Genomic DNA, 24,128 nt, shown 5'->3' on the forward strand with positions numbered 1-24,128 from the left:
CGTTTCACTCCCGAATCGCTCCGCTCTCGGGATTAAGCTCTCGGGGCTAAAATCTTCCTCTGCAAGATTTATTAAAGTCTTGTCCTACCCTCGTAATTATCACCAGTTTGAAATTGGAATTCAACCTCACCACACTTAATTTAACAAGTTCTCATCAAGTTGGAAATTCCTGTGGAATTTCTAAAGTAGGCGAGAACAAGCAGTTAGTCATACACATTCTGGTGCGTTCGTACTTTTTCATTCTATTCAAGTTCAATATCCATTCGTCGAAATAAATCGTCTTGAATGGTTATTATGTGCTTTACCATTCCATCAAATATTAAATCGCCTTTCAGATCTTTTACTTTTTGTAAAACCGATACCTCAAATGTTCCATTTGGCCGTTCAATAAATCCGATGGGTTCAACATTTGGGTTTATTTCTGTCCATTGCCTTGTCCAATATTTTCTGACTTCTTCGTGTCCACTTACATATCCTCCTTCAAATGCTTTTGGCCATTCTACTTCCGAGTGAAATGTCGAAAGTGCGGAATCTATGTCCCGAGAGTTAAAAGCCGAATACGCCTTTTTAATTAATCCTTCAATTTGGCTGTTCATATTCATTTTATTTTTTTCTGAGGCTGTTTCCCGTATGATGCACCACTAATTTAGTTACTCCATTTTATGGCGTTTATATACGGATTTTGGGTGGCAAAGCGCCACAAACACCTATTTTATTTCGCGTTTATTTTTTTTTTCGTGCATTCAAGACTCATCTGTATGAGAGCGCGATTGTTTAGTACTATCATTAAGAAGGCCAAACTAATTATACTGAACTGGGCCAAATGATGGACATAACATAAAAAATAGAATACCGAGACAGTTATCTGCCTATTTTGGGATCTGTTGGTTGCTTTCTAAATTTCCTAAAAGCTTTTTCCCATGTCCCAAGTCCTTCTCGAGCATATCCGAAAATTTATTTCTTTAACACCAGTCCTTACCCTACAAATCCCGGGATACTTCGAGCGTTTGGAAGTTGGCAAAAAAGAAATTCTTCTACCCGCCAACCACCTCTGTGACCACTTGTTTTTTGTGGAAAGAGGTTGTATCCACGCTTTTTTCGTCGATCAACGCGGCGTTGAAAAATCCGTTCAATTTGCCCTGGAGAATTGGTGGATCAGCTATTACCAGGCTTTTTACAAAAAGAAGGTGACCGATGCAACGATCCAGGCTGTTGAAGATTCGGTAGTGTGGAGTATTTCACGGGAGAAATACACTGCCTTGCTGAGAGATCATCCGGAAATGGAGTCCTACTTTCGCCAGATGTATGAGATCGGCTATGGAGCCGTGATTACCCGGCTAAAATACCTTTTCAATTATTCCAAGGAGGAAATCTTCTACAACTTCAGTGAGCAGTTCCCCTACTTTGTGCAGCGTGTGCCGCAGTATATCCTCGCCACCTACCTGGGGCTGACACCTGAATATCTCAGTAAACTACGAGCGAAAAGACGATCTTAATCCAGTTCAAGTTTTTTCGGATTTGAGGCGAATACCTTTGGCCTATATTTCAACCCGCATTATGCATTAGCAATTCTACGCCACGGCGCACAAGTTATTACGGCCAGTAATTACTTCAAAATCAGTTACTATGTTGCTGTTTTCGACTTCAGCATAGCGGTGCTATGCCTCAGTCTCCAAACAGCCTGATTTTATTGCAATTACTGCCCTCATAACGAAAGCAAATGCAAAATCCGGGTTCAACAAAACCGATAAAAACATGGAAACCAGACTGCAAATCGACGAAGTAGAACCGAAAGGCTATCAATCACTTTTCGGAATGGAGAAGTATTTCCAGCAATCCGAACTTACTTCCACTCATAAGGAACTGATCAAAATCCGGGCTTCCCAGATCAACAAATGTGCATTCTGTATCGACATGCACACTAAAGATGCTTTGAAGCAGGGTGAAAAAATCCAACGGATTCTATTGCTGAATGCCTGGAGAGAAACTGACCTTTTCACTCCCGAGGAAAAAATACTTCTACAGATCACCGAGGAAGTCACGCTCATCAATGAAAAGGGACTAAGTGAAGAAAGCTACAACCAAGCGTTGAAGGCTTTTGGAGAAAACTACCTTGCCCAGGTGATCCTGGCAATAATCGCCATCAATGCATGGAATCGGCTGTCTGTCAGCACCAACAAGCCCATTCCCAACTAATCGCTCGGACCTTGGTTGAAAAGGCTGGATTCCCCTTTGCGGAATCTGGCCTTTTGCTTGCTGTGGCTGAGAAGGATTAGGGTTATTAGGCCTCAATATTAACCCGCAATATGCATTAGAAAATCTACTACGGCTTCAAACCGTCTCAAAATCAGTCGCTATGCTTTACTTTTCGCTCTCACCGTAGCGGTGCTACGACTCGATCTCCAAAGTAACTGATTTTCTTGCAGTTTGAACCCTCGCTACGAATCCTAATGCATAGTCCGGGTTTAACCATGGACCGACTCCCCCATAGCATGGTGTTCAATTTCGTAATTCAATTCAGCGCCTAAGAGAACTATAAAAGTGCTAATAAAAAGCCACAGCATAAGAAAAATAACTGCCGAAATGGACCCATAGATTTCACCTAAATTCCAGAAATTACGGATGTAAAATGAAAATGCCCAGGAAGCGAGAAGCCACAAGGAGGTGGCTAAAATGGCACCCGGAATGACCCACATAAACCCGGGCCGCCTTCTTTTTGGTCCAAAATTATAAATCAGACCAATACTCCCCACCAGAATAATACCCATGACTAGCCATCGCAACCAACTTATAAGGCTTTCGATGTTATCGGGTAAACCTATTTTCCCAATGAGTGCCGGGAATGCCACGATCAAGGCAGCACTTAGAATAATTAGTAGGATAGCTCCAAAAGTAAATAACAATGTAAGCCCATTGTTTTTTATGATCCCCCTTTTACTTTCGGTCTCATAGGCAATATTAATTCCCCTAAACAAAGATTTTGTCCCAAGATTGCCAATCCAAATGCCCAGCAGAATTCCAAAAAATGCACCCCAACCTAGCCGGTTCCCCTCGGGTTTGATAAAGTTATCCACCCGGTATTGGAGGATTTTATGGGTCTCCTCTGGCATCATCGAACTGATTTTGGATACCTGTTCCTCAATTTGCTGAGGATCCATTACAAACCCATAAATGGAAATGAGCGCCATAATCGCAGGAAAAATGGCTAAAAAACCGAAAAATCCCACTCCGGCCGAAATAATTACTACATTATTTTCGTCAGTACGTTCTTTTACTTTTATAAAAATGCTCTTCCATTCAGAGAATGATATTTTAGAAATGGATTGAACCGTTTTGTGCATAATTCTAGCTTCGGTGAAATCGTCACTCAAGATACAAAATGCTTTTTTCTGCTTTTAACTAATCCCAACTATCTTTATTGACAAAGGAATAAATACTTTTCCAAGTCAGTAAAAAAAGAATGGTAAAGTCCGTGCCTGCTAAGTATGATTATTTGCTTTATCTGACTCTTAGGTTTAGATTTTCCAGCCGTAGGATTATAGTTAGTTGTAATCTAACATATTCGCTAAAAAGCTAAAACTATTGATCAGAGAGGGCTTCCCCCATGTTTAGGACAGGTAAAACTCCGGAATATCTAACTCTCTAGCCATTGGCAGGCATCCCGCCATAGCTCCTGTTTGGTAGCCTAGCCTCAGTTACTAACAGTTCGTTAGTTATACATTCCAATCCTAACTAATCTACCTTATAACAAAGCTAATAGAACACCCTAGCAATTCCCATCCTGTTCCCTTGTGTCTCACTTATGCCTACGGAGCTGCAAGGGATCAAGGATCTCGGATTTAAGCCAGGAAGGATGGGATGCACGGAGCGATACTTTCAAATGAGCATTTTTCAAAACCTGCTGTTTTCCTCCTCTCCAGTCGATTTGCGCTGATAATTGGTCTTTTTCAACTTCCCAAAATTATAGGTCGCTATGAATCGAAAATATCGGGTATTGTTGATTCGATCGAACAGGACCAATGTATTTCCAAGGCGATAGTCCCCATCGGGTTTGTTGGTTTGGAAAATATCATTTGCGACCAATTGAAGTTTCAGGGATTTGTCAAAAAATTCCTTTTCCAGCCCCAAAGTAATTTCAGCCTGATTTTTTCTGAAATAGATACCGTCATAACGATTGCTCAGATACCAAGCTATCAACTGCACCTTTAGACCTGCGGGCAATGTGAATTTATTGTTGGTGTAAAAATAGGCTTGTGGTCTGGTTTCCTTAAAACCGAAAGATGAACGCGTATCTATTAGCTTGTTATAACTTACGGTCAATGTGTTCATGGATGCCCACCAATTGGTATTGATGGGCAAGGTCAGGCTGGCAAAAATGTCGTGTTGTTTATCGCTATTTAGTCCTTTAAGAATGTAACTTTTGGGGTCTTCGCCTTGAACGGCTCCTCCGGTAATGGGGTCTATCGTATAGTTGTAGCCCAATTTTAATGTATGCTGCCTAAAATTTGCCCCGATTTCCAAGGAATGGATTTTTTCGGGGACAATGTTCGGATTTCCCTGGATCGAGGTGAAGGCATCCTGATATACAATGTTAGGGTTTAGGGATTCATACCTCGGCCGTGCTATTCTGGAGGCATATGAGGCAAATAAAGACCTATTGTCGATCAAGATCACTCCTATGGAAGCATTCGGGAACAGATTAAAGTAGCTTTTTTGTATGGCTCCATCCAAATTGTCCGTTACCAAATTGTATTCGGTCAGTTCGCCCCGAAGCCCAAAACTGTAATTTACCTTATCCGATACACTTTTTTTATAGTTGGCATAAACCCCATAAATCTGTTCCTCGTATTCAAAGTCCCTTGATAGGTTTTCATCTAAGGTGAAATTGTCATTGTTGGAAGAAACCAAAAAAATGGAGTTGGACTTATTGCTGACGCTTCCGAGTTTGGTTCCCATTTCCAGTTGACTTTGTTTCGAAAAGGCTTTGATAAAGTCTAGCTGTGCACTAAAAATGGGAATTTCACGGGCTACCTGGTTCTTTAATTTTCGGTTCGTTTTTTGTCCGTTCCCAATGGACTCTTCATCAATGTTATCATCTATCCTTGTGCTGTAAAGCGAATATTGTCCTCCAATGTACAATGAGGAAAGGGTATCCATGACCTGAAAATAATTTAGGACAAGGGCATTTTGGGTGGTAAGGTCGTCCTTATAGACCACGCTTTCAAATTGTTCCAGTTCTCCATTGGCGTTTATATCGTTATGGCTGCTTTCCGTACCGCCAAGGTCATTGGTCAGCCCATTATATCCAAGGGAAAGATAACTGCCTTCCGTAAAATCATACTGAACCCCAACTCCGTAGTTGGCAAAATAGTTTTGCTTTCTTTCCCAATCGGTAGTAATCGCTGAATTGAAAAAATCCCCTTCCCCCGATCTACTGCGGGTAGTGTTCAAAAGAAAACGATAGGCCCCCAATTGCATCCCATAATTTCCCGTTACCGAAACACGTTGTTTTCTGTAATCCAGGCTAAGATTTGTACTGGTGTTGGTAGGAGAAAAGTCGGAAACACTCATATTTTGGCTTAAAAACCCCTTGATCCCCTCCATTGTGGATGTATAGGTAACAATATTGATGACCGCCCGCCCTTCGGCATCGTACTTTGCCGAAGGGTTCGATATGATCTCAATATTTTTGATTTCCGATGCTTGTACGTTGGCTAATTGTTCGTTCAAAATACGTTGGCCATTGAGATAGATTATGGCCGTACCCTTTCCGAAAATTGATATCACTTCATCTTCAACAAGCACGTTTGGGGACCGGGATAGGATTTCCTGGACGGAATTACTCGTGGCAAGTACCGTATTCTCCACATTTATTTGGACCGTTCCGTCACTTTTGTTTTCAAATAGAGGTAGGTTATACACCACTACCACTTCCTCAAGCTCATTACTTGTTTCCGTTACCACTATATCCCCCAAATCTATATCGGGGCTCCCGCTATAGGCAATGGCAATAAAGGTATCCTCGAATTCCAAGGAGGTAAGTTTCAGCAATACCTCCCTTTGGTCCAACCCCAACAATTCGAATTTCCCTTCAAAAAAACTGGTCCCCTTGATTATCGTCGAATCCTTAGGTGAGATGACGAGGGCATTTCCCAATAAAACCTCATTTTGTGAATTGATGACATTTCCTGAAACCGATGTTATTGTTTGTGCGGTCATTTCTGTCCCATAAATGCCAAAATAAAGGATAGCTGCAAATATTTTATTGATGTTGGTCATCCGTCTGTTTTTATCTCTTTCCAAAAATACAGGTGATAAGACCCGCTTTTTGGAATAGTAGACCAATGGGGAATTCCAGGATATGAATCGTGTTCTAGGGGTTTATCGACTATTTTGGCCGTTTCGTGGCCCGGTATCAAGGTTTCGCCGACAAGAGGGTTTGTGAAGCACTATAAATACTATTTTTATTGTCTGAAACATGGATGGACTACTTACATACTTTAACACCCCCGTTGTAAAACATGTATTGTTTTGGATCATGGTGTTCCTGTATTTTGTTTTATCGGTCAGTAATCTTGGCATGTATGCCGATTATCGCCATTTATTCGAATCGTTCGGCATTATTGTAATTGTCCAAGTCATTACGGCCTATGCCTGCATTTATGTGCTTATCCCCAATTTTTTGGATAAAAAGAAGATTGGACAATTTGTTTTCTGGATGGTACTGTTATTAATTTCGGTTTTCACCTTCTACCAGGTGGTTAAAACTTTTTATTTTGATGTGGTTTATTATGATGCGTATAATGAAATCCAAAAAAGATATGCCGCTGATCCTTTTTGGAAAAAATTGACCTCTTTCTCCGTTTTTTTGAGCAAGTGTATTTTATACCTTACGCCTACCGCGCTATTGTTGATGGCTCGTTTTTACAAGAATCAGCAGAAATATTTAAAGCTCAATGAACAAAAGAAAATAGCAGAACTTACCGCTTTGCGCAATCAGCTAAACCCCCATTTTTTATTCAATACCTTAAACAATCTTTACGCTTTGGCATTGGACAAATCGGAGAAGACTCCTGAAGTCATCGAACGGCTTGCCGATATTTTGGATTATATACTGTTCCGCTGTAAGGAAAATTACGTGCCGGTCCAAAGGGAAATAGCGCTTGTTGAAAATTATCTGTCGTTGGAAAGGATACGATACGGAAATCGCGTTTTAGTAAGTTTTAAGCACAATGTAGGTGCAGAGATTAAAATTGCCCCCCTTTTATTGTTGACTTTTGTTGAAAATGCCTTTAAACATGGGGTAAGTCAAGAATTGAAAACGGCCAAAATTGATATTTCGCTGACTTCGGATAAAACGGATGTCCTATTTTCAATAGATAATTCAAAGCCAAAAAACTGCATCGGGAAGAATACGGAAAATGAAGAACCTTTGGGACTTAAAAATGTAAAACACCAATTGGAATTATTATATCCGAATTCACACGAATTGAAAATCAAGGATGGGGAGGATCGTTATGAGGTGCTATTAAGACTAAAACAGAAATGAAGTACAGATGTGTAATTGTAGATGACGAAGGACTTGCCAGGGGCCTCATAAAAAATCACTTGGCGCAATTGGATGATTTTGAGTTGGTCGCCTCTTGTGGAAGTGCCATTGAAGCCAGTAAAATCCTTAAGGAAGAAAAAGTTGACCTCCTCTTTTTAGATATTGAAATGCCTGTTTTAAAGGGGACGGAGTTTTTCAAAAACCTAATGCATAAGCCTAAGGTAATTTTTACTACAGCACATCGCGATTTTGCTTTGGACGGCTTTGACCTGAACGCCGTCGACTATCTTTTAAAGCCCATTACTTTTGCCAGATTTTTCAAGGCCATAGAGAAGTTTTTAGAGCAAAACCAATCCTCCGTAAACCTATTGGAGAACATCGGGGAAGGCAAAACCGATTATGTCTTTGTCAGAAAAGATAGAAAACAGGTAAAAGTTTTTTTTGATGATATCCTGTATATCGAAAGTATCAAGGACTATATAAAAATCATAACCCATGATGATAACCTACTGATAAAGGAAAGTCTAAAATCGTTTGTGGAAGCTCTTGATGATAGATTCTTTAGGACCCACCGCTCTTATATTGTAAATCTTGATAAAATAACAGCTTATACAAAACAGGATATTGAGATCGGAAAACTGGAAATTCCAATTGGAGATAGCTATAAATCATCGGTGTCCAAAATTCTCGATAATTGAAATACCCCTCCTTTCTTACCCGATAAAGGCCACACGATGTTGTAGCCCCCATTCCACCATTATGTCCAGAACTTTCTTGAATGAGTATCCCGATTCTATTAGTTTGAAGGCTGAAGCTGGACATCATTTATCTCTGCTTTTCAATTTTGCTTGCACTAGTTACGTCCTTTGTTAATCCATATCCTACTCTTTTTTTGCCACTCCCCCGACACGCTTAACTATAGAACCACATTAAGCTGTAAACTTCTTTAGGCCGAGCACTTAAAAAGTATTCAACAATTTTCGGTAACAATCGGCGATCCCCTTTTGAGTGTAGTCTCATAGACAGTGGGGATCAAAAGAATAGAAAACTGCTAAGCTGCCTTACACAATCTTTCCAAAACTCGCTATATCATATCCCTTTAGAGCTGCATCCAACTTCTTCTTCTTGCTCTTATTGGCCTCCGTTTCTTCCAGAATCAGGATCAGCTTCAACAGCTTCATCCGTAGATCCTTATCCCGGAGATCCAATCCATTCTGACTCAGGGATTCTTCTATAAAAGCCTTGGCATTGTAGGGGTGTACCGTCTCTCCTCTGAAGGCAGCATCGGCAGGAGGTACTACTCCTCTTATTGATACCAATTTGTAATTGGTTCCTAACCTCCTCCCATCCTTCCCGAATCGCTTCGCTTCTCGGGACAGGCTCTCCTTTAAAGAGAAGGCGCATGTCAGCGGTAATTGATAGCTTTCAATTATTAAACCCTAAATATGCATTAGCGATTCTACGCCACGGCGGACAAGTTATTACAGCCATTAACTGCTTCAAAATCAGTCATTACATTGCTGTTTTCTTTCAATTAGCACCTTCACAACGAAACCTAATGGATAAAGCAAGAAAGTTCAAAACACCCCTACCTTCTCTACCAAGAGCCAGTTTTTCATGGGATATTCCAGACTATTGGTTGGTATAGGTCATTGCGCATCTAAAGAATCCCAATACGCTTGATTCGTCAGGTTTTATATTTGGGCGTAAACAGACAGTGATTGTACAAAACTGAACACATAAATCTTGATCTACAATCCCCAGACGCCCGCTAGAGCATAATTTGATGATGGCATGGATTTTAATACTACAAATAGGAATTAATTATAAGGCAATGAAGAAATTTCAGTTAGGGGAGTTTGAAGAAATAGTCATGCTTACAGTTGGAATATTATATAATGAGGCGTACGGTGTGGCAATCAAAAATGAAATAGAAAACCGGCTTGGAAGAAGTGTAAGTGTGGGAGCCTTGCAGACTGCACTACAGCGGCTGGAGAAAAAAGGTTTCCTGAAGTCATGGGAAGGAGCAGGAACCCAAGAAAGAGCAGGAAGACCTAAGCGTTTTTTTAACATAACCGCGTATGGTAAAAAAGCACTTGAATATGCCAAAACAACGAGGGAGGAACTATGGCAGGCTATCCCTACTGTAGCTTGGGATCTAAAAACATCACGCTGAGACCATGCAAAAAAATACCGGTTTACCTCCCAATTTCATCCTCCAAATCTTCCACGCCTTCTGCGATCCTAAGCTCCTCGGATCTATCGAAGGTGATCTGATAGAATTATACCATGACCGCATAAAAACCAGTGGAAAAAGGAAAGCAAACATCCACATGTTGCTAGATGTAGTATTGCTCTTCCGACCAGGTATCATCAGACCACTGGGCTTTTCTTCAAACCTAAACAATACCATCATGTTTCGTAACTATTTTAAAGTAGGTTTCCGCAATATCCTTAAATACCGGACATTTTCCTTTATCAATATTTTTGGACTTGCACTAGCCATGTCAGTGAGCATGCTTATCCTGACAATGCTGGCCGACCAAAGCAGATATGATCAATTTCATGAAAAAAAAGACCGTATATACCGCATTCTGTCTGATTATGAAGGATCAAAAAGCCCCTATGCTACATCACCTGAACCTCTTGCTAGAACTCTTAAAGACTACCCTTCTATCGAGGCTACCACTCAACTGATACCGGGTATAAGTGGTGATGCAACAAATGAAGAGAATACTCAAGAGATCAGGGGATACTTCGCAGAGCCTACATTCTTCTCAATATTCAGTTTTGAACTCGAATCAGGGAATTCCGCAACGGCTCTTTCTGCTCCTTATTCTATGGTCATCAGCAAGGAACTGGCCATTAAACTCTTTGGAGACCAAAATCCGGTGGGAAAAAATCTCCAATTTAAAGACAGAAAGCTACCTATTCCCCTCGGAGGAGATGACTCGGGAACACCTGCTGGTGACTGGGGTGATTTTATTATTACTGGTGTGATCGATGAATCAAGATACGACTCTCACCTAACATTTGACGTGCTTGCTTCAGGCAGCACCATTCCTTCCCTAATAACATCAGAGAAAATGGAAGACCGCCGGGAAAATTGGAAATGGTTTTACCAGACCTACACCTATGCGCTGCTCAGGGAAGATCAATCTCCTGATGATCTCTCTATCGCATTAAATGACATTGTCAGTAGTAAGGAAACCGAAATCAAATCAGAATATAACAGCGGCTTCAAGTTGGTTCCGCAAGCGCTTTCCGATGTCGCGCTAGGGTTATCCAGCAATGATACCAACAACCGATTGCCGCTTATAGGTTATTATTTTCTGGCCATTCTGGCATTGGTGATTTTGGCGTCTGCCTGTCTTAACTACACCAGCCTCTCTATTGCCAGAGCTTTGACACGGGCAAAAGAAATCGGGATAAGAAAAGTCACCGGAGCACTCAGAACAAATCTGATAGTACAGTTCCTCAGCGAATCTATTCTGACTGCCCTACTCTCACTTGTACTAGCAGTGGTCTTGCTGATGGCACTGATCCCTTCCTTCAAAGGACTGTGGGTAAACCAATATTTGAACTTTGAGCTTCCCTTTATGCCTTCCCTTTATTTAGGATTTATACTCCTTGCCATTATCATCGGGGTAATGGCAGGACTCTATCCAGCTTTCTTGCTCTCAGGCTATCATCCAATGAAAGCACTGAAAAGCCTGGCAGCAGTGGGGCCGGGTAAATTGGGACTTCGGAAAGTTTTAGGGATTTCCCAATTTGTAGTTTCACTGTTTTTTATCACCACATCCATCCTCATCTATAACCAATTCAAGCATTATTTGACATTCGACTACGGCTTTCAAACCGAAAGCATCGTTAACATCCCGCTTCAGGGAATGGACTATCAGAAGCTTAGCACTGAATTCGAGCGTATTCCCGGCATATCAACCATTTCTGCCTGTGACATTATCCCGGCCACTGGTACTAACAACAACAATGAAGTAAAAATAATGGGAAGCAATGAAGAATTTCAGGCTGTAGGTGTGCTGAATATTGACCGCAACTTCCCTGCAAATCTAGGGATAGCACTAATCGCAGGGAATGGTTTTGCCATCAGTGACCAAACCGCAGCTACTCAGATACTGGTCAATGAAGCCATGGTTAAGAATCTGGGATATGCAAATGCAGAGGCTATCGTCGGAGAAAAATTTGAAACCAAATGGGGTGAACAGGTATTGGAAATCGCCGGAGTAGTGAGAGACTTCCGATACAAACTCCTACTGAATGAAGATGCGATCTCCCCGCTCATGCTTCGTTACAACCCAACCCAGTTTCAATATGTTAATGTAAAAATGTCCTCTCCTGATCCGATGAAAACCCTTGGTGAAATGGAAAATCGTTGGAAAGAACTCGATCCAGTGCATCCTTTCCGCTATGAGTTTATGGATGAGGAACTGGAATCAACGCATCAGGGCATTTTTGATGTAGTTTCAATATTAGGATTTATTTCGTTTCTCGCCATTTTCATTGCTTGCCTTGGCTTGCTGGGCATGACAACCTATACCGCTGAGCGAAGAACAAAAGAAGTAGGCATCCGCAAGTTTCTGGGTGCGGGCAATTTCAATATAGCTTTGTTACTAAGTAAAGGATTTCTGCAGATGCTTGTAATAGCTATCCTTCTTGGCGCTCCTCTCAGTTACTTTATCAACAAGCTCTGGCTGGAAAATTTTCCAAATCGCGTAGAGTTTGGTGTCGGAACTGTGGTATTGGGGTCCTCTGTGCTTTTACTGTTTGGTATCCTTACCATAAGTTCCCAGACACTTCGTGTATCCAAAGCTAAAGTCATAGACACGTTAAAAATGGACTGAATGATTTATGAAAATAAGTAATTGTTTTCATGTGTTTATAATTGATTTTTAGAAGCCACCCAGATAAGTCGGGGCAGGCTATGGAATCTTGCATTGATGATAATCATCCTAGTGGGTGACTTTTTAGTCATGCCTGTCTCAGGCAGGCTCGATTTCTATATAAGTTTAGGAAGGAATAGTTCAGATCTAGGGAGAAGAGTAAAATCACCGGAAATCATCAAGTATTCGTAATCATATTCCCCTCTAACGTGGGTGTAGTCACATTGCTCGTGGTGACTGGGTGGGATTTACCTTCCCTGCTGTCCGGCACTAGGCTAAAATCTTGTTCAGCAAGATTTCTTGACACCTTGTCCTACCCTAATATTCTTATCAATTTTCAATTGGTTATTTCTAATTCTACCCGTCATGCTGCCAGGTTCACCCGGTTTACTTCATTTTTCTACAGCTTTACTACGCCAACAATCCGCTGAGCTTATTCTATTTTAACTATTTTTGCTTCAGATGATAGTTTGTATTGCCGAAAAACCAAGTGTCGCCCGAGAAATTGCCTCAGTTCTTGGAGCTACTAATAAGCATGATGGGTATTATGAAGGGAACGGATATAGTGTAACCTACACCTTCGGACACTTTTGTACCTTATTTGAGCCGAACGATTATGACCCCCATTGGAAGAGTTGGAGCCTCAGCCACCTTCCGATGCTTCCCGAAAAGTTCAAAACCAAAGTCGTTACTAATGCTGGGATCAAGAAACAATTTGACATTGTAAAAAAGCTATTTGAAACAGCCACTCTTGTGATCAACTGTGGTGATGCCGGCCAAGAGGGAGAGCTGATCCAACGATGGGTAATGGAACAAGCGGAGTATAAAGGGGAAGTCAAACGCTTATGGATTTCATCGTTGACAACAGAGGCCATCAAAGAAGGCTTCGAAAAACTGCAACCTTCTGCTAAGTACGATAATCTGTATTATGCCGGATATTCCAGGGCTATAGGCGATTGGTTGTTGGGAATAAATGCCACGCGCTTATATACGGTGAAACATGGTGGATACAAACAAGTACTGTCCATAGGTAGGGTCCAAACGCCTACACTGGCTATGATTGTGAATCGGTTTAAAGAAATTCAAAATTTTCAGCCACAACCTTTCTGGGAATTACAAACGGTCTATAGAGAGACAACATTTAACTGTGAAGAAGGGAAATTTTTAAAGAAAGAAGATGGAGAGGCTTTCGCCAAAACAGTAAAAGAACATGACTTTGAAGTTCTCTCCATTGAAAAGAAAAAAGGGAAGGAATACGCACCAAAGCTTTTTGACCTGACAGGATTACAGGTGTATTGCAATAACAAGTTTGGTCTTTCTGCCGATGAAACACTTAAAATAGCGCAGCAACTTTACGAACAAAAACTAATCACCTACCCAAGAGTAGACACCACTTTTTTACCGAACGACATTTACCCCAAAGCACCGGGAATACTAGAGAAGCTAACGAATTATCAATCGTTAATTCAACCGCTTTTGGGTAAAAAATTAAAAAAGTCTACCAAGGTTTTCAATGATAAAAAAGTAACCGACCACCATGCCATGATTCCTACAGGTGTTCAAGGCAGTTTGCACGGGAATCACCTAAAAGTATATGATATTATTACCAAGCGATTCATCGCAGTGTTTTATGATGATTGCGTGGTGGCCAATACCACAGTATTGGGAAAAGTGGACACAGTTCCGTTTAAAACAGCCGGAAAAGTAATTTTAGAAAAAGGCTGGAGGGTTGTTTTTGAAACTGCTGAGAGCAAAGATAAAAAGGAGAAAGATGAGCTCCCGCTCTTTAAAAAAGGAGAAAAAGGGCCGCATGAGCCTTCTTTCCTGGAGAAAGAAACCAAAGCACCTAAGCACTATACAGAAGCGACTTTGCTAAGAGGCATGGAAACTGCCGGTAAACAGGTGGACGATGAAGAGATGCGGGAGTTAATGAAAGAGAATGGCATTGGTCGTCCTTCTACCCGGGCAAATATTATTGAAACACTTTTCAGGCGACAATACATTGAACGGAATAAAAAGCAGATTTTGCCCACTGAAACAGGCGTTCAATTGATCGATATCATTAAGAATAACCTGCTGACCTCTGCAGAGCTGACAGGGCAGTGGGAAAAACAATTGAAAGAGATAGAAAAAGGGAATTTTCACGCGGGATCTTTTGTGAAAAACATGAAGCATATGGTGGAGCAATTGGTGGTCGAAGTTCTGATGGAGCAAAACCATGCTAAACTATCCCAACCCACGGAAGCCAAGGTTCCTGAAAAAGAAAAATCAACCACTGCCATCGTGGGATACGCTTGTCCAAAATGCAAGGCAGGGACGCTGCTAAAAGGAAAAGCTAGTTACGGATGCAGTGCCTATAAAAACGGATGTGACTTTTTACTTCCTTTTTCCTTCGAAGGAAAGAATATATCTGAGAATCAGTACTTACGTTTGCTCCAGAAAGGATCTACTGTCAACTTAAAAGGATTCAAAACCCAGGCAGGAGATAAGGAAGGTTTGCTACGCTTCAATGATAAATTTCAACTTGTTTTGGAAGAAAAGAAAACAGCCAACTCTTCGGCTTCTAAAAAAACTCCTCCGGTCATTTCCTGCCCATTGTGCAAAAAAGGAACAATAATGAGAGGTAAAACAGCCTATGGATGCAGTGCCTACAAAGAAGGATGTGACTTTAGATACACTTTTGATACCCTCCGGGAAAAAGCGAACAATAAACCATTAACCGTAGATCTGGTGACATCTTTATTGAAGGAGAGTGTGGGTGTTTAAGTTGTTGAATGAATAATATTGCGGGTTTGCCTTTATCTTCCCTTCTTGTTACTAACAAGTTAACGCATATGCCATCTGGGATTAGATGGCACGCTATTGTTCCAACCATTTTAAAATTGATTGGGTTGTTTCCTCCGGTTTTTCTTGCTGAATCCAATGCCCGCAATCCAGAGTGACAACATCCACATTAGGAACTAGATCTTTTAGATTTGCAGACTTTGGAATCATATCCTGTTCACCGTATATCATAAGGGTCGGATGATGAATGATCGGATTTGCCTCCGCCAGTAGGTGCCAGTTTCTATCAAGGTTTCTGTACCAATTTATACTTGCTGTAAACCCTGATGATTCGAAAGCAGCGATGAAAACAGCCAGTTCGTCCTCATCCATCAAAGGCTCCCCAAGTGGTTTTTCTGCCCGTGCAAGATTGATCATTAGCATTCCCGGTTCAGGCGGTGAGTGAGGTATGTTTTTGCGGAATATGTTACGCAGAAACCGGGATGCGTTTTCATTCATTATAGCATCCCCTACTCCAGGCTGTCTATTGAAGTGAACAAAATAGAAGTCTCCTCCACCTAGTTCTTCCATAAACTCGATCCATGGTTTTTCTCCACGCGCTTGATAAGGCAAAGCCAGGTTGATCACTTTATTTACCCGCTCAGGATACAATAGTGCAAGACTCCAAACGACATTTGCACCCCAGTCGTGACCTACAAAGGTGGCATCCTCGTATCCGTAATGGTCGAGCAGCGCAATCAGGTCACCGGTTAAGTGCTCAATATCATACTCAGTTACTTCGGTCGGACGGGATGAATTACCATAGCCTCGCTGATTGGGGACAATGACATGGTATCCCGCAGCCGAAAGAGCCGGTATCTGATAACGCCAAGAAAACGCATGCTCCGGAAAACCGTGACAGAGAACGATAGGTTTCCCTGAATTTTTTAGACCTGCTTCAAATACTTCCAGTTCCACACCATTCACTGAAATCATAGTGGGGGCTGGGAATTGGATTGGATTAAACCTTTTGCCGGTTACGTTTGTCATTTTTTTACCGTTTAAAATTTGATATGATGCAAACTTAAATCCGGTCAGTGACAGCCCTATGTCAGTAGTAAAAAGGAACTAATTGTATTTGTAAAAATACTTTTGCAAAGTCATAGTATGAGGTTCAACTATGTTTAACTGCTGTCAGCAGTCTGTTGCTAGTCTTTCATTATCCATTACCTTGATGCTTTTTGTGTTATAGCTGTTTCCGCAAGATTCATTAGTCGTTTAACAAATTTGTGCCCCCTCTGGGCGTAGTCAAATCGCTCGTAGAACTGGGTGAAGTTTAACGCCCCCCCGAATCGTTTCACTCCCGAATCGTTCCGCTCTCGGGATTAAAACTCTCGGGGCTAAAATCGTCCTCTGGAAGATTTCTTGACGCCTAGTGCTACCCTGATATTCTTGACAATTTGCAATTGGCTTCCTACCTCATCCCTCCCCTGAATCGCTTCTTTTCTCCTTTATATATGGTCGGCATTCGGTCTACATTCTTCGACAAGCCAGAAATGAAAAGTAGAAGTAAAGTCGATGCAAAGTCGACGCAGAGTCGAAGGTCACCTCCCTCTGGATATGGTCAAATTGTAAAGTGATTGGGGGATGTACCTACGCTTCAATTTGGCGCAATGCCTAACCAATTCCCTATTCATTGTCTGATCTGCCATGCATCTCAGAAGCACCGCAGCAAAGTATAGGTAAACCTTATAGAACTCCCTATTAGCGCCCTACTTGCTCCCATGAACCTCCCTTATTCCCACGGAGAATCAAGGGAGCAGCAAGGGAGAATCAAGGGTGGATCAAGGGAGGAACTCAAAGGAATCTTTTATAGACTTAACTAAAAGGATCAACACTGATATGTACCTGAAAATGTTGCCCCCTTGTTTTGACATTATGTTTCTGCTTACTGGAATGAATCAAAATCTTCCCCCGCAGAAGCTTTACCAAGACCAATCAGAATTACTGCAAGAATCGTTACCTATTAAAATCATCTGCAAACACCACCTTTCCTGCTGGATCAGAGAGCCGCACAAAATCTATGGATCCGCTCCCATCAAAAATATAGGTCAACCCAACAATATCCCCAAAATCCTGTTTGAAAACCTCTGTATAAACCTGCTCCCCATTGATCTTTATTTCAGCTTTTTTATCCCTCACTTCAATTCCTATTTCCTGGTAGTTATACACCTGCTGTCCCAGTTTAGAAAGGTCATTATCGCTTCCTCTTTTACTGATTTCCCCTAGCTTATAACCCGCATAATTTTCACAGCCCTTTTCCACCAGTGTCACTGTAAAAATATGCTCTTCTGTTACTATCAGAACAGTTAGCCATGGCCATTCCCAAAAGAGAATTCCCTCTAGGTGTAGTCAGATTGTTCGTGTGGACTGTTTAGCAAATCCTATGTTATTTTATATCCTTACAGGCAGAAAAGCTGATATACATAAAGTTAAAAAATAATACCCCAAAACCCTATAATGTAATGGCTTTGCATTCAAGGAAATCAGTCACAACTCTCCCATTACAAAATTTGTGAAAATATTAATCAGGATCGGTTTTCGGGAATTCGTCCTCTTTAATAGGGGGAAGTCCATCACTTTTTTCCGGAAAATAAGGATCTTCTATTTCTTTGAGAGGTTCTTGCACAGGCACTTCTTCTTCATCAGGCAAATACTCTTCTTCTTCCGGTATATCCCTGTTGAGATTTATTTCATCTCCATCCTGAAGGGGGATTTCGTCAGAAGGAAATGCCGGCCCATCTTCATCAGGGAGGGCTGAGTTCAGAAATTGCTTAGAATAAGAGGTTACACTACCTGTATAGCCGGATATAAAATGAACGAATTGTCCAAGATATTGTATTTCAGAAATTGAGGTCATGGTTTCTATATGTTGGTTGATTGATAGTCCAATACAATACCTGTGCAAATAACGCCAAGATCCCCTTATACATTTTTATCCAATTTTTTGGGGTCTAGTTTGGATACACTTCAGGGAAATTGTGCCATAGAGGGAATTTGGCACCACATTCCGGGATGATTAAGCATAATCGCAGATCCTGAAACTCAGTTACAGATGGTAGAGGAAAAAATAGATTGTCTTTCTAGGCAATCATGGTTAGTTTTAATAATCAATAAGTAGCTACAATTATGAAACTCATTTTTCCCACAGACCCTGTAATCAACGCGGAGATTCCAAGTGATTACCCTATCCCTCCCATTGGAGAAGAATTTTATATCCGGTTCGAAACTTTTATTACAGATCAGGAGGATTGGAAAAAAATAAAAGACCTATTGGAAAAAGAAGCACTGACTGTAGAGAAGGTAGAAGACAATAAAATCTATCTTTACCAAGGCCAAAAAATCGACTTACAAGGCACCATCGAAAGCGGTGAATACATGCCCTCCATTGTTCAATATTGGGAAAAGCATCCGGAGACGAAACCTGATCGGATTTGAATTTTTAAAGACATTTGGTCTTACTCTTTGAAGTTCCTTTTGGTCAATCAAATAGCCCCCTCTAGGTGTAGTCAAATCGCTCGTTGTGACTGGGTGGGATTTGTAATTCCACCCACCCCTATTATTTAAACCAATCAGTAATTGGCTGTACTACCTCACCACGTGGAGAGAGCCATTGGCTCTGCTATCATTTCACTATTAAATGATTTCCGGATTTAAGCCCAGAAGGATGTTATAAAAGTTGGTGTAGTCTACCTCCTCCCCGATATCGCGTTGCTCATCGGGACAGGCCCTCTTCCCGATCCACTCTCTTCGGGACGAGTCATTCTGAAGAGAGTGGGTGTTCGGTTCTGCTACTATTAACATTTAGGTATAAAAACGTGGTTTCCCTTTTCCCAACAGGCTCAACCCAGCAGCTTTACTGTTGACTGTAACTTCACAGTAAAAGATACACTTGCAACGAAAACTTAATTATTATTTGGCAGACTTTAAATTAACCACTTTGGGGTATCCACTTACAAAAGATAAAATATGCAATAAATCATACCAAGATTAAATGCTGAATGGCAAATTACAGCTCCTAATAAAGATCCTGAGTGTTTTCTAAAAGCAAAAAACAACAAACTCACTAAAAACATGCTTGTCACCCAAATTATAGTCGGAACTAGGAAAAAATCCCACTTAGCATTGATAAAGACCAATCCAAAATGTGATATATGAGTTAGTGCAAACGCAGAACCGTCAACTAATGATGCTCTTTTATCTCCGATTGATTTTGCAAAACTTGAATGTACAATACCTCTAAAAAACAACTCTTCGCCGATTGGGCTGAAAGTCATCCCGGTAACTGCCATTATACTAAATAATATTTTTTTGTCATTTGAGCTTATGGTATCTGGGATTTTATAAGATTTTCCTATGTATTCATACCAATTTTCATACGAACTTCCATACAAGATTTGCCCTAGATAGTATAGTAATACACTTGCTATTAATCCATAAATAAACGCAAATAGCAGTTTGCTGATTTTTTTAGGTCTTGTTATTCCTATTTGTCTACGACCATATTTGTTCAAGAAAATGAATGGTGCAATCGCAGACACGATCATTATCAGCCCAATAGAACCATAATTCCCAGAGGTATTTGCATTTAGTACTAATATAAAACGGGGGATACAAACTATAAGAATTAGAACAAGTCCAAATTTCCAATCAAAACTAAAAATCCTCTTCCAAAAAGGTCTAAGTTCGCTTTCCATAAGCCTTTAAATACTGATTGACTGTCTTAAGTTTTGAGTCTGCAAAAGTTGGCACCAAATACCGGTAATAAGAATAGGGGAAATAGGCTCTGATATATTTGGTCTTTCAAATTCATGTACATTGGAATCTGGGTTTAAGTTCAGAAGAATGCTATAAAAGTTGGTGTAGTTTACCTCATCCCCCCTTCTTCCCTATATCGTGTTGCTCATCGGGACAGGCTCTTTAGGAGAAGGGAGTCGGCTCTGCTCCGGATGGGGTAAAGGGTAAAGGATAAGAAATTGACTGGTCGTTCCCGAATTGCTTCGCTTCTCGGGATCTGCGATTTCAATAACTAAAAGGCTTATGTAATAAAAGGAATAAAATGACACCATCCCAGCGCGCAGGCCGGCTACTTCGCTAAAATGATTCGCCGCGGCGAATCATTTTTTAACACTCGTCCCTCCTACCCTACAGTCTGGCCTCTCCTTAAAAATGTCCCCCGGACATTTTCTTAACAGTCGATCCTAGGGTATTTTTTGGCTGAAAGCCAGAAAGTTATCCACAATCTAGGATGATGAGGGAATTGTTGGGGTCCGGGTGACGGAATGAGGCGGGATTGCTCTCTTTAAGCTAAGACAAAAGCTTCCAGAGTATGCTGAGAAAACCTGAGATTCAATGTTGCCGCCTATATTCTGGGATATGGCGGTGTGAGACCTGTGCGCCGTGGTGTAGGCGCACCTCGTCAACTTAACGGTTGGCGAGGCCGTCTACTCGATTAGCCAACGTATTATCTTACCTGTTTCAAAATCCAATCAGAAATTTCTTTTAAGGCGTCTGGCGAAAATGTCTCCTCAATTCTTGCATATTCGGCAGGGGATCCAGTTTCACAGTTCTGGAAAAGATGATTAAGATTCGGCAACTCCTTTACAGTCACGCTTGAATTGCCACCCTTTTTTAGAGCGTTAATGATCCCAGATAAATTCTCTTTCGGCGTTACCACCAAATCCTTTTCTCCATTTAAGGCCAAAACAGGACAAGTGACCTTTTCTAGTATTAATGCAGGATCGTATTTCAGGAAATTTCTAAACCATTCCGATGACCACTTATCTGATTGAGTTGATACAACCTCTTCTCTTGACATTTCCGATGGCATTAGGTCAGCTGGAGAATTATCGTAGGACTGTTCGATAAGTCTAGCTAAGTCAGTCTTCAATGTACGACCATCTGTAGACATGGATATCATTCGATATGCCTCCTCATGTACAGGTAGTATATATTCTTTTATTTCAGATTCTGATAGACCATCTGCTCTAGCAATTAATTCTTGCTGCATCAGAAGTACTTTCATTATTTCAATTCCAGGACCAGCGAGCAAAACAATGAAACTCACATCTTTAGAATTAGATGCGACCATAGGTGCGACCATCCCTCCTTCACTATGTCCAATTAGACCGATTTTATCTTTGTCTATCTCTTTCCTTGTTTTTAGAAACTCAATAGCACTGGCAACGTCAGATGCAAAATCTGCAGTCGTTGCTGTTTTGAAGTTACCCGTGGATTTTCCAACACCCCTATCGTCATACCTTAGAACGGCTATTCCATGTTTTGTTAAATGGTCAGAAATGATCAGAAAAGGTTTATGTCCTGAAATTTCTTCATCTCTGTTTTGGGCACCGCTTCCGGAAATTAAAATGACGGCCGGATAATTTCCTGCCGCCGAGGGTAATGTCAGTGTTCCGGCTAAGGTGACGTGGGAATGATTGTTTTTAAAAGTAATTTCTTCTGTGTAGTATGGATATGGCTTTGATGGTTCCTGAGGTCTATCTATGGAAGCTTTGTAGGTGAAAAATACAATTAGTACAAGTACAGGTACACCTAAAGAAATCCCAATAATGACTGCTATTCTTTTCGTTTTCATACTGCGGTTTATATGTTGTCTAACGGAGAAGGCTAAGAGCAGGTGGGTATTAAAACAGATTCACTTTGCGTCACAACCAAAGTTTAGCACTTTCCGCCCACTTGCTCTTAGCCAATGTTGACAGCTGTACATTTTTATTTAAATTAAATCTGCTCTATTGATTTTCGGTACATTCGAAAAAACAGGAAAGGCAGAAATCCGAATGCAATTATTAATGTTCCTATAACAACTAATAAAGAACCGTATTGCATTCCGCTTGTCCTTAATATGATACCTAAACCAGTTACAATTGCACCACAGAAGCCTAAAATGATTTTAAATTTTTCAGATAAAGCTTTACCCAAGGTCATTTTATATCTATTAAAGGTCATTTTATATCTATTAATAGCTAGCATTGGCAAAAAGAGCAGTAAAAAGCAAATCATTCCAAAAGTTAACATGTCTACTCCACCTTTCCAGTTTAAATACTTAAATAACCACCCAAGGGTCATGATCATAGAGGCTAAAAGACCAATTAAATACATAATCTTTTTCATAGTAATTATCTTTTTAGAGTTTAACAAATAAATAGTTTCCTTTTGAATTTCATCAAATCCATTGGGGCATATGTGATTCAAGGCTTTTACATAAGCAGATTCAAATGAACTCCCTTTACTTAGTTCGTTCTCTATAAAGCAGCAAAAATGATCAAGCAAGTCATCTCTAAGTTCTAAAATGGAAATTTTACTTTTTTCAATTTCCCCTTTTATAAAAGAAACCTCTTTGTCCTCTAAAATCATAGAAAAGAAGCTTTTTGATGAGGAAATACAATGTGCTGAATTGTATTAAGAAACTCACTGAGCTCATCATATAAAGCGACCTTTCTTTCCTGTCCCTGTTTTGTTATAGAATAATATTTTCGAATCCGTTTTCCCACATTCACTGTCTCAACTTCCACAAGACCATCACTCAGAAGCTTATGCAAGGCAGGATAAAGGGAACCCTCTTTAATTAGTATTTTATTGTCTGATAGTTCCTTTACTTTCTGAGTTAGCTCATAGCCATACATTTTCCCATTTTCATCAAGTAATTTAAGTAGGATAGTTGTAAGAGTTCCTTTTATTAGTTCTGTTGAATTCATAATGCCAATATACACAGAATTATGATACATCAAATCTCTATGTATTAAATCATAAAAAAAATCTCAGGATATTGCTGTCAATATCCGTGTAAATCTAAATCGCCCCACCAGTTTCGTGTATTTCCGTTTTGTGTGGAGTGGGTCTTCCGGCTGTTTCTGGTTTTAAATTAAGCAATTCGGTGATTTTTTGTCATCCTGAATCTTTCGGCCTTGAAATCAGGTAGAACAAAAAAGGAAGCCTAAAGCTCCCCTTCATCTGCAAAGGAAAAATATCCTTCAGAACTCAGAATAACATGATCCACAATTGGTAAATCCATAGCACGACCGATTTCTACCAATCTACGAGTCAGTCTTCTATCCTGTTCGGAAGGTTGAAGATTTCCACTCGGATGGTTATGACTTAAGATTAAGGATGATGCATTCGCTTTCAATCCGGCTGCGAAAACCACTTTAGGATCTACTACAGCACAGTGGGACAAAAAAAATTCTGTTAACTAACCAGGAAACAACGCGATTTCTTCATATGCCCCCACATTTTCATAAAAAATACCCTATACAGGGTATGTTTTCCTATCATTTTATTCTTTTTCTTGCAAATATCTATTAGTTATTGAGAACGACCAACAAACTTCATAACCTTTATTCCATATGGAGGAGAGCCGATCGCCTTCTCCTAAAGGAGGAGGTTGGGATGAGATTGACTAGCTAACTTTTAGCTCCGATCCAGGGTTAAACCCGAAAGCCATTAAACACCTTTTAATACTGAAACCAAATGAGAACACAAAACGAATCACTTTTAAGAAAAGCATCCTAAGAAAGATTAATGAGGTAAAAAAGTGAAGAGAATCAACTACCACTTAAGGGAATTTAGATAGTGAGCAATTACTGTTGGATAAAGTTTAATAATAAGCTGGAAATCACGATAGGGATAGATATAATGAAAGTAGATATATTAAAAATATACACAACTAGTTGTGTAGCGTGACTTGTTATGTGTAATCAAAATAAAAACATAAAATTAATAATAATGACAGATGAGAATAATCAAGAGTTGAAATTTACCCAAAATATTACTTCAAAATGTCAGAATTTCATAGTATAAACCTAAAAATCACTTAGACTTATCTGTACAGACTAGAA

General features: G+C 40.4%; 21 protein-coding genes. 9 read left to right on the top strand and 12 right to left on the bottom strand.

Features of this window, described 5'->3' with window-relative positions:
- Positions 1-242: 242 nt before the first annotated feature.
- The gene (locus tag SYJ56_RS03160) at positions 243-596 is read right to left on the bottom strand and encodes a nuclear transport factor 2 family protein (protein ID WP_323832178.1); all 354 of its coding nucleotides are present in this window, start codon (positions 594-596) and stop codon (positions 243-245) included.
- 324 nt (positions 597-920) lie between these two features.
- Here SYJ56_RS03160 and SYJ56_RS03165 point away from each other — a divergent pair, with 324 nt between their 5' ends.
- Positions 921-1,496, top strand: coding sequence for a Crp/Fnr family transcriptional regulator (locus tag SYJ56_RS03165; RefSeq protein WP_323832179.1), 576 nt, complete (start codon positions 921-923; stop codon positions 1,494-1,496).
- Between the two features lie 259 nt (positions 1,497-1,755).
- A complete protein-coding gene (locus SYJ56_RS03170) occupies positions 1,756-2,196 on the top strand; it encodes a carboxymuconolactone decarboxylase family protein (protein WP_323832180.1) in 441 nt (146 codons plus the stop codon).
- 269 nt (positions 2,197-2,465) lie between these two features.
- Here SYJ56_RS03170 and SYJ56_RS03175 read toward each other — a convergent pair whose 3' ends face one another.
- A complete protein-coding gene (locus tag SYJ56_RS03175) occupies positions 2,466-3,371 on the bottom strand; it encodes a YihY/virulence factor BrkB family protein (protein WP_323832181.1) in 906 nt (301 codons plus the stop codon).
- Positions 3,372-3,891: 520 nt separating this feature from the next.
- Complete coding sequence (locus tag SYJ56_RS03180) at positions 3,892-6,279, bottom strand: outer membrane beta-barrel family protein (protein ID WP_323832182.1); 2,388 nt, start codon at positions 6,277-6,279, stop codon at positions 3,892-3,894.
- Between the two features lie 199 nt (positions 6,280-6,478).
- On the opposite strand from SYJ56_RS03180, the gene SYJ56_RS03185 reads away from it, so the two are divergent.
- Positions 6,479-7,549, top strand: a complete 1,071-nt coding sequence (locus SYJ56_RS03185; protein WP_323832183.1) for a sensor histidine kinase — start codon at positions 6,479-6,481, stop codon at positions 7,547-7,549.
- The gene (locus SYJ56_RS03190; RefSeq protein WP_323832184.1) at positions 7,546-8,247 is read left to right on the top strand and encodes a LytR/AlgR family response regulator transcription factor; all 702 of its coding nucleotides are present in this window, start codon (positions 7,546-7,548) and stop codon (positions 8,245-8,247) included. Before SYJ56_RS03185 ends, SYJ56_RS03190 begins: the two co-directional genes overlap by 4 nt.
- Positions 8,248-8,610: 363 nt before the next feature.
- Here the strand turns inward: SYJ56_RS03190 and SYJ56_RS03195 are convergent, their stop codons facing one another.
- Positions 8,611-8,868, bottom strand: a complete 258-nt coding sequence (locus tag SYJ56_RS03195; RefSeq protein ID WP_323832185.1) for a hypothetical protein — start codon at positions 8,866-8,868, stop codon at positions 8,611-8,613.
- A gap of 83 nt (positions 8,869-8,951) precedes the next feature.
- Between SYJ56_RS03195 and SYJ56_RS03200 the strand changes: the two genes are divergently transcribed.
- The 4 genes from SYJ56_RS03200 to SYJ56_RS03215 all read left to right on the top strand — a co-directional run bounded on the left by SYJ56_RS03200 (position 8,952) and on the right by SYJ56_RS03215 (position 15,216).
- Entirely contained in the window at positions 8,952-9,197 is a 246-nt protein-coding gene (locus SYJ56_RS03200) for a hypothetical protein (protein ID WP_323832186.1), read from the top strand.
- A gap of 186 nt (positions 9,198-9,383) precedes the next feature.
- Positions 9,384-9,725 (top strand): PadR family transcriptional regulator, encoded by a 342-nt coding sequence (locus SYJ56_RS03205; protein ID WP_323832187.1) that lies wholly within the window; start codon positions 9,384-9,386, stop codon positions 9,723-9,725.
- A 4-nt stretch (positions 9,726-9,729) separates the two neighbouring features.
- A complete protein-coding gene (locus SYJ56_RS03210) occupies positions 9,730-12,411 on the top strand; it encodes an ABC transporter permease (protein ID WP_323832188.1) in 2,682 nt (893 codons plus the stop codon).
- 501 nt (positions 12,412-12,912) lie between these two features.
- Complete coding sequence (locus SYJ56_RS03215; RefSeq protein WP_323832189.1) at positions 12,913-15,216, top strand: type IA DNA topoisomerase; 2,304 nt, start codon at positions 12,913-12,915, stop codon at positions 15,214-15,216.
- 93 nt (positions 15,217-15,309) lie between these two features.
- On the opposite strand, the gene SYJ56_RS03220 is transcribed toward SYJ56_RS03215, so the two are convergent.
- From SYJ56_RS03220 to SYJ56_RS03230, 3 genes are all read right to left on the bottom strand, one after another.
- Positions 15,310-16,263 carry an alpha/beta fold hydrolase gene (locus SYJ56_RS03220; protein WP_323832190.1) on the bottom strand — a complete coding sequence of 318 codons (954 nt, stop codon included), beginning with the start codon at positions 16,261-16,263 and terminating at the stop codon, positions 15,310-15,312.
- Positions 16,264-17,232: 969 nt separating this feature from the next.
- Positions 17,233-17,538 (bottom strand): hypothetical protein, encoded by a 306-nt coding sequence (locus SYJ56_RS03225; protein ID WP_323832191.1) that lies wholly within the window; start codon positions 17,536-17,538, stop codon positions 17,233-17,235.
- Positions 17,539-17,797: 259 nt separating this feature from the next.
- Positions 17,798-18,133 carry a hypothetical protein gene (locus SYJ56_RS03230; RefSeq protein ID WP_323832192.1) on the bottom strand — a complete coding sequence of 112 codons (336 nt, stop codon included), beginning with the start codon at positions 18,131-18,133 and terminating at the stop codon, positions 17,798-17,800.
- A 269-nt stretch (positions 18,134-18,402) separates the two neighbouring features.
- On the opposite strand from SYJ56_RS03230, the gene SYJ56_RS03235 reads away from it, so the two are divergent.
- Positions 18,403-18,711 carry a hypothetical protein gene (locus SYJ56_RS03235; RefSeq protein ID WP_323832193.1) on the top strand — a complete coding sequence of 103 codons (309 nt, stop codon included), beginning with the start codon at positions 18,403-18,405 and terminating at the stop codon, positions 18,709-18,711.
- A gap of 515 nt (positions 18,712-19,226) precedes the next feature.
- On the opposite strand, the gene SYJ56_RS03240 is transcribed toward SYJ56_RS03235, so the two are convergent.
- From SYJ56_RS03240 to SYJ56_RS03260, 5 genes are all read right to left on the bottom strand, one after another.
- Complete coding sequence (locus SYJ56_RS03240; protein WP_323832194.1) at positions 19,227-19,970, bottom strand: CPBP family intramembrane glutamic endopeptidase; 744 nt, start codon at positions 19,968-19,970, stop codon at positions 19,227-19,229.
- A 767-nt stretch (positions 19,971-20,737) separates the two neighbouring features.
- On the bottom strand, positions 20,738-21,868 hold the full coding sequence (locus SYJ56_RS03245; RefSeq protein WP_323832195.1) for an alpha/beta hydrolase family protein: 1,131 nt from the start codon (positions 21,866-21,868) through the stop codon (positions 20,738-20,740).
- A gap of 143 nt (positions 21,869-22,011) precedes the next feature.
- Positions 22,012-22,647, bottom strand: a complete 636-nt coding sequence (locus SYJ56_RS03250; protein ID WP_323832196.1) for a hypothetical protein — start codon at positions 22,645-22,647, stop codon at positions 22,012-22,014.
- Positions 22,644-22,988, bottom strand: coding sequence for a PadR family transcriptional regulator (locus SYJ56_RS03255; protein WP_323832197.1), 345 nt, complete (start codon positions 22,986-22,988; stop codon positions 22,644-22,646). Before SYJ56_RS03255 ends, SYJ56_RS03250 begins: the two co-directional genes overlap by 4 nt.
- Positions 22,989-23,227: 239 nt before the next feature.
- A complete protein-coding gene (locus SYJ56_RS03260) occupies positions 23,228-23,467 on the bottom strand; it encodes a JAB domain-containing protein (RefSeq protein WP_323832198.1) in 240 nt (79 codons plus the stop codon).
- Positions 23,468-24,128 lie beyond the last annotated feature (661 nt).

This window comes from Algoriphagus aurantiacus (genome assembly GCF_035156405.1).
GTDB classification, from domain to species: domain Bacteria; phylum Bacteroidota; class Bacteroidia; order Cytophagales; family Cyclobacteriaceae; genus Algoriphagus; species Algoriphagus aurantiacus.